The 12,405-nt window shown below is 54.0% G+C and carries 14 protein-coding genes; 10 read left to right on the top strand and 4 right to left on the bottom strand.

All coding sequences use genetic code 11. The features are described from left to right. Positions 1–264: 264 nt before the first annotated feature. From FE845_RS09180 to FE845_RS09145, 8 genes are all read left to right on the top strand, one after another. Positions 265–1,284 carry a LysM peptidoglycan-binding domain-containing protein gene (locus tag FE845_RS09180; RefSeq protein ID WP_200363688.1) on the top strand — a complete coding sequence of 340 codons (1,020 nt, stop codon included), beginning with the start codon at positions 265–267 and terminating at the stop codon, positions 1,282–1,284. A gap of 67 nt (positions 1,285–1,351) precedes the next feature. Next, positions 1,352–2,470, top strand: a complete 1,119-nt coding sequence (gene dprA, locus FE845_RS09175; RefSeq protein ID WP_200363686.1) for a DNA-processing protein DprA — start codon at positions 1,352–1,354, stop codon at positions 2,468–2,470. A 44-nt stretch (positions 2,471–2,514) separates the two neighbouring features. Next, entirely contained in the window at positions 2,515–3,087 is a 573-nt protein-coding gene (locus FE845_RS09170; protein WP_200363684.1) for an L-threonylcarbamoyladenylate synthase, read from the top strand. An 8-nt stretch (positions 3,088–3,095) separates the two neighbouring features. Continuing rightward, positions 3,096–4,022: an oxygen-dependent coproporphyrinogen oxidase gene (gene hemF / locus FE845_RS09165; protein ID WP_200363681.1), complete on the top strand. Its 927-nt coding sequence runs from the start codon at positions 3,096–3,098 to the stop codon at positions 4,020–4,022. Positions 4,023–4,034: 12 nt separating this feature from the next. Beyond that, positions 4,035–4,862 carry a shikimate dehydrogenase gene (gene aroE / locus FE845_RS09160; RefSeq protein ID WP_200363678.1) on the top strand — a complete coding sequence of 276 codons (828 nt, stop codon included), beginning with the start codon at positions 4,035–4,037 and terminating at the stop codon, positions 4,860–4,862. A gap of 82 nt (positions 4,863–4,944) precedes the next feature. After that, complete coding sequence (locus FE845_RS09155) at positions 4,945–5,718, top strand: motility protein A (RefSeq protein ID WP_200363676.1); 774 nt, start codon at positions 4,945–4,947, stop codon at positions 5,716–5,718. A 4-nt stretch (positions 5,719–5,722) separates the two neighbouring features. Continuing rightward, complete coding sequence (locus FE845_RS09150) at positions 5,723–6,556, top strand: flagellar motor protein MotB (protein WP_200363674.1); 834 nt, start codon at positions 5,723–5,725, stop codon at positions 6,554–6,556. A gap of 30 nt (positions 6,557–6,586) precedes the next feature. After that, positions 6,587–6,898: a PA4642 family protein gene (locus FE845_RS09145; protein ID WP_200363672.1), complete on the top strand. Its 312-nt coding sequence runs from the start codon at positions 6,587–6,589 to the stop codon at positions 6,896–6,898. On the opposite strand, the gene FE845_RS09140 is transcribed toward FE845_RS09145, so the two are convergent. After that, positions 6,895–7,431, bottom strand: a complete 537-nt coding sequence (locus FE845_RS09140; protein WP_200363670.1) for a gamma carbonic anhydrase family protein — start codon at positions 7,429–7,431, stop codon at positions 6,895–6,897. The genes FE845_RS09145 and FE845_RS09140 overlap by 4 nt on opposite strands. A 290-nt stretch (positions 7,432–7,721) precedes the next feature. Here FE845_RS09140 and prlC point away from each other — a divergent pair, with 290 nt between their 5' ends. Both prlC and FE845_RS09130 read left to right on the top strand, forming a co-directional pair. Next, positions 7,722–9,767, top strand: coding sequence for an oligopeptidase A (gene prlC, locus FE845_RS09135; RefSeq protein WP_200363668.1), 2,046 nt, complete (start codon positions 7,722–7,724; stop codon positions 9,765–9,767). Between the two features lie 56 nt (positions 9,768–9,823). Further along, positions 9,824–10,075, top strand: coding sequence for a YheV family putative zinc ribbon protein (locus tag FE845_RS09130; RefSeq protein WP_200363666.1), 252 nt, complete (start codon positions 9,824–9,826; stop codon positions 10,073–10,075). A gap of 169 nt (positions 10,076–10,244) precedes the next feature. On the opposite strand, the gene FE845_RS09125 is transcribed toward FE845_RS09130, so the two are convergent. The 3 genes from FE845_RS09125 to FE845_RS09115 all read right to left on the bottom strand — a co-directional run bounded on the left by FE845_RS09125 (position 10,245) and on the right by FE845_RS09115 (position 12,404). Next, on the bottom strand, positions 10,245–11,567 hold the full coding sequence (locus tag FE845_RS09125; protein ID WP_200363664.1) for a Na+/H+ antiporter family protein: 1,323 nt from the start codon (positions 11,565–11,567) through the stop codon (positions 10,245–10,247). Positions 11,568–11,682: 115 nt separating this feature from the next. Further along, complete coding sequence (locus FE845_RS09120) at positions 11,683–11,913, bottom strand: DUF1653 domain-containing protein (RefSeq protein WP_200363662.1); 231 nt, start codon at positions 11,911–11,913, stop codon at positions 11,683–11,685. 47 nt (positions 11,914–11,960) lie between these two features. Beyond that, entirely contained in the window at positions 11,961–12,404 is a 444-nt protein-coding gene (locus tag FE845_RS09115) for a group I truncated hemoglobin (protein ID WP_200363660.1), read from the bottom strand. Between the last annotated feature and the right edge of the window lies 1 nt (position 12,405).

Here is a 12,405-nt window from a genome sequence, read left to right as displayed (position 1 = left end):
TGTTCCCCTAACACTAATATTGGCGGTGCCTTGCCTATTTGAAGTACATTATCCAACAAATAGTCGATTGAGTACAAACTGATCAGGCAATAGCCAAAACCTTTCGTAAATGGCATAGAATTTACTGGAAGAACAAAAGATAACATCACAATTCGCGAGACTTCTTCTATAGTAAGTTGCATAACAACGTAATAAGCTGCAGAAAACTGGCTGCATCCTTACCAGAATGCATAGAATCAAGGTACGCGATCAAGGACTTAGACAATGAGGAAACTGCTGTACGCTCTGGCAGCCACTACGCTGCTATTCACCTCCTGGACTCATGCTGCACCCGAACTGCGGTCTGATCATCCTGAGCGTTACACTGTTGTGAAGGGTGACACCCTCTGGGATATATCAGGGCGGTTTTTGAATGATCCCTGGTATTGGCCAGAAATCTGGCACGTAAATCCGCAGGTTGCCAATCCACACCTAATCTACCCGGGCGATCGTCTTGCTCTGGTTTATATTGACGGCCAGCCTCGCGTAACCAAGGTGGCGCACAGTAACGGCGTGGTGAAGTTGTCACCTCAGGTGCGCTCGGAGCGGATAGAGACGCCTATTCCGGCTATTCCTCTGGATGCGATCAGCAGCTTTCTGACTGATACCCGCATTGTTAGCCCCGAGCTGATCAATAAGGCACCGTATGTTCTGGAAGGTGCAGATGGGCGTATCGTGACCGGTGCTGGCGACAGGGTGTATGCCCGCGGCGAGAAGCCCGCGGATAAAGTGGGTGTATTCCGTCGCAGCAAGGAATTCCGCGATCCGGATACCGGCGAGTTTCTGGGTCTTGAAGCTCGTAGCATTGCCCGTGGCGACGTGTCTTCTGAAGATGGCGATGTTCTAACCGTAAATCTCACGCGCTCTAGCGAAGAAGTGCGTATTGGTGACCGTTTGCTGGTCAACGAAGATCGCCGCCTGACCACCAGCTTTGTGCCCAGCGCGCCGAAGCAGAAGGTTGAGGGCAGGATGATGTCAGTGGATGGCGGTGTTACCCAAATTGGTCAATTCGATGTGGTCGCCATTAGCCGTGGTACTCGCGAGGGGCTGGAGGCTGGCAACGTAATGGCTGTTCTCAAAAGCGGCAATTTCGTTCGCGACCCGGTGACCAACGAAACCGTTGAGCTGCCCTCGGAGCGGGCCGGTTTATTGATGGTGTTTCAGGTTTACGAAAAAATGAGCTACGGGCTGGTTCTGCAAGCAACGCGTCCGTTGTCTGTGGGCGACAAAGTTACAAACCCATAGTCTCTTAATCGGTTAATTAAAAGCCGGGCCAGGAAGGCCCGGCTTTGCTGTCTTCAAGGATGATGTCGTGTTTTCCTCCCTTTCTGCGCATTGGCTGTTTCTTACCTGTTTACCTAAATTCGGGCGTACCCGTCGACGAGCGCTTCTCGCAACCATTCCCGACCTTACCGATCTTCTTACAAAAAATGCCGCTACCCTCCGCGCTCTGGGCTTGCACGCTGAAACAATAGCGGCAATTCTGGCATGGCAGCAGCGTGATGAAACCCATACGGCGGTCAATACAGCTCGGCAGGCTCTGTTGGACTGTGAGCGGCATGGCATTGATATCGTAACTTGGCAGAGCGCTGGTTATCCGGAAGCGTTGAGGCACATCCACGATGCACCTTTGGTGTTGTACACCCGGGGTGATGCGCGTTTATTGTGCAGCGAGCAGATCGGTATAATCGGCAGCCGCAACGCCACGCCTGCGGGGCTTGATCACGCGCGCCGCTTCGCTGCCGAGCTTGGCGAACGAGGCTTGCTGGTCACCAGCGGTCTGGCTCTGGGAGTTGATGGCGCGGCCCATGCCGGGGCCTTGGATGCCGGGCATGCAACCATTGCCGTTATTGGGTGCGGGCTTGACCGAATATACCCCAACCAGCACCGCCGACTTGGCGAGCGTGTTATCGCCAATGGACTTATGGTTTCGGAGTACCCACCTGGCACACCGGCAAGAGCTGCCCACTTTCCCCAGCGCAATCGCATTATCAGTGGCCTGAGCCGGGGCATATTGGTCGTTGAGGCAGGGCTTAAAAGTGGCTCCCTGATTACCGCCCGCCTTGCATTGGAACAGGGGCGAGAGGTCTTTGCTATTCCCGGGTCGATTCATAGTCCTGTGGCGCGAGGCTGCCATCACCTGATCAAACAGGGCGCCCGCTTGGTTGATCAGGTAGACGACATTCTGGAAGAGCTGGGCTGCGCTTGGTCACTGTCAGCCGGGCACCTGCAAGAAACAGCCAGCCCAACGGACGCTCTCGACAGCCGGGAAATCGCGGTGTTTGAGGCATTAGGGTATGATCCTCTATCAACCGATGCACTGTGTTCGGCAACCGGTCTTCCGGCCGACCAGCTTGTCCAATCACTTCTGCTTCTAGAGCTTGAAGGGTTGGTGAGCTCTGTTCCCGGAGGCTTCCAGAAAATCGCCTGAATTCAGTGTGATGATTAATTCCGTTATGGTCTGACAACATCATCATGGCTGCCCCCAGTGCTTTAAATGATCAGCAGTTACAACGTGCCCGTGGCACCATTTTGAAAGGTGGCGTTATCGCCTACCCCACTGAAGCTGTGTGGGGGCTCGGGTGTGATCCTTGGAACCTTGAAGCGGTTACACGCATTCTTGAGCTCAAAAATCGGCCCGTTGATAAAGGCCTGATTTTGGTAGCTGCGTCTGTAGAGCAAATTCGCTTTTTGCTCGATCCTTTGCCCGAGGAACTTCAGCAGGAGGCTCTGAGCCATTGGCCCGGCCCAGTGACCTGTTTGTTGCCCGACGTGAACAAGCAAATTCCTGAATGGGTTCGCGGTAGCCATAGCTCGATTGCCGTAAGAGTGAGTGAGCACTCGGTGGTTAGAGCCCTGTGTGAAGCCGCCGGTATGCCTCTGGTTTCTACTTCCTGCAACCCGGCCGGACTAGAGCCTGCCCGTGACGCCTCTCAGGTTAGCCGCTACTTTAAGGGCCAGCTTGACCAGATTGTGCCCGGCGCCCTTGGTGGTAATCAGAAACCCAGCCGTATTATTGATATTGTCAGCGGTAAACAGCTTCGTTAGGAGAATTCATGCCACAGCAACCGGATAGCAATGCGGTTAAACAGTATCTGCTTGGCTTACAAGACGCGATATGCCAACGATTGGAAGCTCTGGAAGACGGTACAGAGTTTGAGCGTGACGCTTGGGATCGCCCCGAAGGCGGTGGCGGTGTAAGTCGTGTGATCAGTGACGGCCGCATCTTTGAAAAAGGTGGGGTCAATTTTTCCCATGTTATGGGCGCGACCATGCCTGCGTCTGCCACCGCACATCGTCCCCATTTGGCCGGTGCGCCTTGGCAAGCCATGGGTGTATCCCTCGTCATTCACCCGAATAACCCTTACGTACCTACGTCTCACGCCAACGTACGATTTTTTATCGCCACGCCGGAGAACGGTGAACCCGTGTACTGGTTTGGCGGTGGCTATGACCTAACTCCCTATTACGGGTTTGATGAGGACTGTGTGCACTGGCACAAAACCGCCAAAGAGGCCTGTGCTCCATTTGGTGAGGACACATATAGCCGTTACAAAGACTGGTGCGATGATTATTTTTATCTGAAGCATCGGGATGAGCCCCGGGGCGTTGGCGGGCTTTTCTTTGATGATCACAACACCGGGGATTTTGAAAAAGACTTCGCGCTGATGCAATCCGTGGGTAACAGCTATATTGAAGCCTATGAGCCGATTGTTCAGCGTCGTATGGATCATGCCTACGGCGAGCGCGAGCGGGATTTTCAGCTCTACCGGCGAGGGCGGTACGTTGAATTCAATTTAGTGTACGACCGGGGCACCTTGTTTGGCTTGCAGTCTGGTGGGCGCACAGAATCTATATTGATGTCGCTGCCACCTCTGGTGCGCTGGGATTACAGCCGGGTACCCGAAGCAGGCAGCGAAGAAGCACGCCTGACTGAGCATTTTCTAACCGGGCGCGATTGGCTGGCCGGTGACGCAACGTAAACGGGGTTGTTAATGAGTAATGAGCTTTATGCGGTGGTTGGCCACCCGATAAACCACAGCAAGTCACCGAGAATTCACAGCCTGTTTGCTAAGCAAACCGGAGAGCCGGTTGAGTACACAGCCATTCAAGCGCCTCTGGAAGACTTCGCCGGAACGGTTCGCCAGTTTTTCGAGGGTGGCGGAAAGGGGCTGAATGTAACGGTACCTTTCAAAGAGCAGGCGTGGGCGCTGGCGGATAGCCGGGCTGCCAGAGCCGAAAAAGCGGGTGCCGCGAATACGCTGTACCAGAACAATCAAGGTCAACTCATGGCCGATAATACCGACGGTACAGGACTGGTTCAGGACCTGACAGCCAATCATGGTGTACAGCTCAAAGGCGCACGAATATTGATTCTGGGTGCTGGAGGAGCCGTGCGTGGTGTTCTCGGACCCCTGCTTGCACAGCTGCCCGCAAGCCTGATGATCGCAAACCGTACAGTGGCCAAAGCTGAAGCTCTGGCTACACTGTTTGCAGACGAGGCGGGTGCTACGACCTTGAGCGCTTGCGGGTTTGAAGCACCAAATCAGCCATTCGATATCATTATCAACGGCACCAGTGCCAGCTTGCAGGGCGACTTGCCACCCCTTCACACAAATGTGATCAACGCTGCCACGGTTGTTTACGACATGATGTATTCTTTGCAAACAACCACGTTCAACCAATGGGCTATAGATAATGGGGCGGTTCGCGTTTTTGATGGTTTGGGCATGTTGATTGAACAGGCCGCAGAATCATTCCGTGTGTGGCGGGGAGTAATGCCAGACACTGCGCTGGTTATTGATGCCTTGCGCAACGACTGACAGCTTGCACCGCACGGGGCCTGTCTCACAGACAACAACCCGCAAGGGCTATCTAGTAAGTGCTAATCATTAGGGGCTATGCATGGACATTCTTACCCTAGTCGGGCTTGTCGCCGGTATTCTGATTGTGATTCTGGCGATGTTGGCAAACGCCTCGCTTCTCACCTTCCTAAACCTGCCGGGTTTGGCAATTGTTGTAGGTGGCACCTTTGCGGTCACACTCGTAAAGTTTCGCATGTCCTCGGTAATGAGTGCTTTCCGTTTAGCCATGAGAGCGGCGTTTACCGATAAAGTCGAACGACCAACAGAACTGATTCGTGAGGCAGGTGCGCTGGCTCTGGTAGTGCGCAAAGAAGGTATTTTGGGCCTCGAAAACCACAGTACCAAAAATGAATTTCTGCAAAAAGCCATCAACTTGTGTGTGGATGGCCACCCGCCTGAACTGGTGGAAGAGGCACTGGCCCAAGAGTCCCAGCAAATGGCAGAACGCTACGAAGTAGCGGAACGGGTATTCCGAGGCATTGGTGAATCCGCGCCAGCTATCGGTATGTTGGGTACCTTGGTGGGGTTGGTGCAAATGCTCAATTCCTTGGACGACCCCTCGTCCATCGGCCCAGCTATGGCCGTGGCTTTGCTTACAACGCTATACGGCGCCTTCATCGCTCAATTGATTGCCCTACCACTGGCGGACAAGCTTCAGCTCAAGGCAGAAGATGAAAGCCGCAATCAAATTTTGATCATCACCTCCATGCGCAACATCATGCGTGGCGAGAACCCAAGAGTGATGACCGAAATGCTATCGTCATTTGTGACGCCGGAGCACCGCAAAGGGCTGGCACCGGAGCGGGAGGCCTGAGGTTTTGCAAACAATCCGGAACGCCATAAAGCCTCGGCAGAAAAACCAAACACCTGCGTGGATTGTTACTTTTGCCGATCTTGCCACGCTGCTGCTAACGTTTTTTATTCTGTTGCTGTCGTTTGCGGAAATGGATATCGAAAAATACAAAGCCATGGCCAATTCCATGTCCGTGGCGTTCGGTTCTGCCAATGTGTTGAGTGATGACATAGGCGGCTCACCGATTACTCTGGTGGAGTCAGATACCGTATCACTGCCAGAGCCCACGGAGTCCCAAACCCGGGAGCCTGAATTTATTGACGAGCGCGCGCCGGACTCCACAACCACGGCTATTTCCGGCGGCGTTATAGACCTAGCCAGCAGCATGATCCGCGAGCTGGAAAACGAAGTGGCGTCCGGTGCTTTGAGCGTTAACTACGACAAAAATAAAGTGGTTATCCGGTTCTCGGAAGAAGCCGCCTTCCGGTCTGGTGAGGCCGCTATCAAGCCAGAGATGATCCCCATTATTGAGCGAGTGGTTGGCGTGTTGGCGGGGTGCACCGGGGATGTACTGGTTTCTGGCTACACCGACGACAGACCTATATCCAGCAGCCGCTACCGCTCCAACTGGGACCTTTCCGCTGCCCGTGCTGTTTCTGTGGTACACGAATTGGTTATGACTCGGCAGGTCCCCGCCGAGCGCGTTGTCGCCGCTGGCCGTGCCGAAACCAACCCCCTTGCCCCGAACGATACGGCTGAAAACCGTGCATTGAACCGCCGGGTAGAAATTGCCATACGCGATCCGGAGTGTGACGAATCCGTCTCAACCAGCGACTTGCCCGTGGAAATCCTGCCTTGAGCATAAATATACAAATATAGGAGAGAAAATATGAGCGGCCCAGATAAACCCAAGGTTCTCGATGAAGAGTGGAGCGACGAGCGCGTAAAAAGCCACCTGCCAAGCGAGTCCAAAGAAGAAGGATCTGACTACTCGGCCTTGCTGAAAGCATACAGAGCCATGAGAGCAGAGGATTTTGAACGTTTTGTGGGCTTCTTCGTAGAAACCGGTGGTGATCTAAACGCCACTGACGAGGCCGGTAAAACCTTTCTGGATCACGTATCCCAGCACCGCAAAGGCGCAGACTACGCCCGGGCGCTGGAACAGGCGGGTGCAAAAAGAAGCACTGTGGCCGAGCACTAAGCGTCGGCCAGATACTCGTCCTTGAGCTTCACATAGTTGGCCGCCGTGTACGCAAAAAACGAGCGCTCCTTATCGGTCAAAGCCCGCGCCTTCTTGCACGGCGAGCCAACATAGAGATGCCCGGATTCCAGGGTTTTGCCTGGCGGCACCAAACAGCCCGCTGCCACAATCACCTCATCCTCCACCACCGCACCATCCATAATGATACAACCCATGCCCACCAGCACCCGGCTACCAATGGTGCAGCCATGCAACAAAGCTTTGTGCCCTACGGTCACGTCGTCACCCAGAGTAAGCGGATGACCACCCGGATTAAAATCGCTGGCATGGGTGATATGAAGCACTGAGCCGTCTTGAATACTGCAACGGTCGCCGATACGTATCCTGTGCATATCACCCCGCACCACGGTCATCGGCCAGATGGAGCAATCGTTACCGGTTTTAACATCGCCGATCACCACCGCACTGGGGTCCACCAGAGTGCGCTCCCCTAAATCTGGCGTGGTACCCTTGTGAGAACGTATATTCGTCATTACATATACCCTATGTTGCGTTTTCCCGGGAGCTGAGGGCGGCTGTGTAGAGGCTTTGCCAAAACCGTGCGGAGCCATGGGTGAAGAGCGAAAGCTCTTCACGGGCTGGCCATGGACGGCCAGCCCAGGACTCTCACTGCGCCGCAGGAGCATTAAGCAGTGAGAGGCGGAGCCGAGCCTACATGGACGTATTTACGGCGTGTTTTGGCAAAGCCTCTACACAGACGCCTTCCCCCGATGTTTGATACAAAGGAAGCTACCTCACACTTTAACAGCTGAGAAGGGGATCCATGAATAACCCGTTATTGACTAATGATTTGCTGCCAAGGTTTGACCATGTGAGACCCGAACACATGGAAACGGCGATCGACCAGATACTCAGCGAAAACCGCGTGAAAATCGCCAGCCTGGCCCAGAATGAAGACCCCACCTGGGACACACTGGTTCAGCCCATGCAATCGCTTGAGAACAAACTGAGCAACGCCTGGTCCGTCATCTCACACCTAAACAGCGTGATGAACAACGACGACCTGCGCAAAGTTTATAAAAACTGTCTGGAAAAGCTCACAGAGTACAGCACCGAAGTCAGCCAGAACTCAGCCCTGTGTGAAGCCTACAAAAAGCTCGCCGCCCGGGATGATTTCAACGAACTGAGCGAAGCCCAACGCAAAGCGGTGGATAACACCCTGCGCGACTTCCACCTTGGCGGCGTCGACCTGCCCGACGATCAGAAAAAGCAGTATGCGGACCTTTCCCGTGAGCTGTCAGAACTCACCAACCGCTTCAGCGACAATGTACTGGATGCCACCCAAAACTGGTTCAAGCATATTACCGATGTTGAAGAGCTGGCCGGTATACCAGAATCCGCTCTTGAAGGCGCGAAACAGGCGGCCAGCCAGAAAGAACTGGATGGCTATGTAATTACTCTGGATTTCCCCAGTTTCTTTCCGGTGATGACCTATTGCGACAACCGTGAGCTGCGCCACGAAGTCTACGAAGCCTTTGTTACCCGAGCTTCAGACGTAGGGCCAGATGCCGGAACCTGGGACAATACTCAGGTAATGGCCGAAATCCTCAAGCGCCGCCATGCGCTGGCCAAACTGCTGGGCTTCAACAACTATGCCGAGCGCTCGCTGGCCAAAAAGATGGCTCGTGATACGGATGAAGTTCTGGGCTTCCTCAACGAGCTGGCGGCCAAATCCAAGCCGGTTGCAGAGAAAGACTACGCAGAACTGAAAGCCTTTGCCAAAGACGAACACGGTCTGGATGACCTAAAGGCTTGGGACGTTGGCTATTACAGCGAAAAGCTTCGCCAGCAGCGCTACGACATCTCCCCCGAAACACTCCGCCCCTGGTTCCCGGTGGATAAAGTGGTACCCGGTTTGTTCCGAGTTGCGGAAAAGCTATTCGATATACAAATTGAAGCCAAATCAGATGTAGAAACCTGGCACGAAGACGCCACCGCCTACTGCATCAGTCGCAACGGCGAACCCATTGCTTGGTTCTACTTCGACTTGTTTGCCCGTCAAGGCAAACGTGGTGGCGCCTGGATGGCCGATTGCCGGGTACGCTGGCGCGACCAGCGTGGCACACTGCAACTGCCAGTGGCTTTCCTTACCTGTAACTTCACCCCACCGGTGAATGGTAAACCGTCGCTGCTCACCCACGACGAAGTAACCACCCTGTTCCACGAATTTGGCCACGGCTTGCACCACATGCTCACTCAGGTGGAAGTCATGGACGTGTCCGGCATCAACGGAGTAGCTTGGGATGCGGTAGAGCTGCCCAGTCAGTTCCTGGAAAACTGGTGCTGGAACCCAGAGTCTTTAGCCTTGATTGCCAGCCATCACGAGACCGGGGAGCCCTTACCCGAAGATCTGTTGCAGAAACTGCTGGCGGCAAAAAACTTTCAGGCTGGTATGGCCATGGTGCGACAGCTGGAATTCTCCCTGTTTGATTTCCGCCTGCATGCGGAATTCACCGAAGAGGCACCGACGAATCCCTTGCACATGCACCGCAAAGTGCGTGAAGAGATTGCAGTGGTGGAAGCACCGGAGTTCAACCGCTTCCCGAATGCCTTCTCCCACATCTTCGCTGGCGGTTATGCGGCTGGCTACTACAGCTACAAGTGGGCGGAAGTGTTGGCTGCGGATGCTTTCTCGTTGTTTGAGGAAAACGGCATCTTTGATCAAGAAACCGGCCGGGCGTTCTTGCAGAACATTCTTGAAAAAGGCGGCTCACAGGAGCCAATGGAGCTGTTCAAAGCCTTCCGAGGCCGCGAGCCGCAGGTGGATGCCTTGTTGAAGCAGACCGGCATCACAGAAGAAGCGGCCTGACCCAATCCTCTCCGGTGGTTCTACAGCCACCGGAGGCTTTAATCTGGAGTTACGTTATGGCGACCCCAAAGCGTTTTATAGCCGGTGCGGTTTGTCCCCGTTGCGCGGAGATGGACAAGATTATGATGTTCACCGACGACAACGACGAGCAGATTCGCGAATGTGTAGCTTGCGGTTTTACCGATGCTATGTCGGATACGGAGGTGCCGGCCAATCCTGAACTCGAAACTCGGGTTAACCAGCGTGATAACCACGATGATCACACGGTTAAGCAGGTTGTTTTCTTTAAGGCTGGGAGTGAGGACTAAAGATTTTAGCCTGCTGGTGTGGAGGTGTTCGAGGCCGCGGCGATATATTTTTCTTCTGGGAAAAACAACTCGCTTCGCTCAGACATCTTTTTCCCAGAAGAAAAGACCCACCGTGACCTCGTAGCCCCCAAAACCAGCAGGCTACGAGAAAGGAGGGCTAACTCCAAAATTAAAGAACCATAGCCGCCAACCACCCAAACCCAAGCAACGGCAGGTTGTAGTGCAGGAACGTAGGTACTACAGAATCCCAGATATGGTTGTGCTGACCGTCTACGTTCAGGCCAGCGGTGGGGCCGAGGGTGGAGTCGGAGGCTGGGGAGCCAGCATCACCTAGAGCGCCAGCGGTGCCGACCAAAGCAACGATAGCCAGAGAGCTAAAGCCCATTTCCAGCGCCAGAGGCACGTAGAGGGCCGCGATGATGGGGATGGTGGAAAAGGATGAGCCAATGCCCATGGTGATCATCAAGCCGACCAATAGCATCAGCAGCGCAGCCATGGGCTTGTTGTTGCCGATTACGTCTACAGAGCTTTGCACCAGTGTGGCGATTTCGCCGGTTTCACGCATCACTTCCGCAAAACCCGAAGCGGCGATCATGATGAAGCCGATCATGGCCAGCATTTTCATGCCTTCGGTAAACAGGTCGTCAGCTTCTTTCCACTTAACTACGCCAGAAAGATTGAACAGCAGGAAGCCCGCCAGAGCGCCCAGAATCATGGAACCCAGCCAGAGCTGAACCATGAAGGCGGCAATAATGGCGACAACGGCCATAACCAGTGTGCCAGAGCTGTAAGAGACGTTTACGCGCTCAGTGCGGGTAATGGCTTCTAAATCGTATTCACGCTCGCCACGATAGGTGAAGAATACAGCAATCAGCAGACCGCAGAGCATGCCCAAAGCAGGCAGGGCCATTGCGTGCATTACGCTTAGGCCTTCTGTTTCACCACCATTGGTGCTGATTTTAGCCATTAGAATGTCGTTCAGGTAAATACCGCCGAAGCCGATGGGCAGGAACATATAGGGGGTGATCAAACCGAAGGTGAGCGCGCAGGCCACGAGCCGGCGATCCATCTTCAGTTTGGCCATCACGTACAGCATGGGAGGGACAACCAGCGGGATAAACGCAATGTGAATCGGCAGTATGTTCTGGGATGACAGAGCAATCAGGATCAACACCCCGATGATCATGTAGCGCACACTTTTGGCGGCTGCGCTGTTTTCTTGCTGGCCGACCATAGTGAGCGTTTTATCTGCCAGCGCATGGGCAAGGCCGGATTTACCGATGGCAACGGCGAAAGCACCCAGTGTTGCATAGGAAAGAGCGACGGTAGCCCCGCCGCCGAGGCCGTTGTTAAAGGCTTCGATGGTAGCTTCAAGGGATAGTCCGGCGATTAGGCCACCGGAAACGGCGCCTACGATAAGGGCAACAACAACGTGGATGCGGGCCAAACTCAGCACGAGCATGATCAGCACCGCAGCAACAACGGCATTCATGGGAAAACTCCGAGTACGCGGGGTGGGTTAGTCGACCTTCATGTGAAGGCAGGTATTATGAAAACGCGGTAATGTGCAGTAATTGGCCAGCTGAGTCAAAAGACTTGTGTAACGGTCAGTCCTTATCAATGCGTGCAAAACGTGGAACCTGCTCACCCGCTACGTTTACTGTTTCACGGAACATGCTAAGAGGGCGTACCCACAGGCTGTAATCGCCGTATAGGCAGCGGTAAACCACAAGCTTTTCTTCGGTCTCGCTGTGTCGGGCAATGTCGATTACTTCGTAATCTTTACCCTTGTAATGCCGGTAGCGGCCGGGCCGAATGTCTATTTTTTTCTCAGTCATGTTGGTATCTCGCCTCATGTACGTTCACCCGGCATTATCCCGGGTTTTTAAAGATGCCGTATATCCGGGTACATTGGCAGCAGTTGCTTGATCAGCCTGTTTTGCGCTGCTGTTGGTACCTGATTTTTTTCCATGGCCAGAATAAGGTTTTCTGCCAGCGCATTAAACTGCGTATTTGTAATTCCCATATCTGCGTGTAGTTCACGCATCTCGCGCCCTGAGTAAGTACATGGGCCGCCACTGAGCTGACATAGCTGATCGGTAAGGTTGCGGTGGAACTGCGCCACATTTATACCCTTAAATTGATGGTTAATGCGCTCGTCAGCAACAATCAAGTAAAGAAGGTCTTCTACCACATCTGCGATTCCAGATCGTTCACCGAGCTGTTGGTAAAGGGTGTTGCCAGGTTCGTTGTGAAGGCTTTGGCAGCCACTTAGGACAAGCCCGGCCGCGATCAAAAGTGCCACTACGACGGTCTTTACGCTGCTCATG

It is taken from the genome of Marinobacter sp. 1-4A, from assembly GCF_016597725.1.
GTDB lineage: Bacteria > Pseudomonadota > Gammaproteobacteria > Pseudomonadales > Oleiphilaceae > Marinobacter.
The sequence above is the reverse complement of the archived record's forward strand: the minus strand, read 5'-3'. Positions and strand labels throughout refer to the sequence as shown.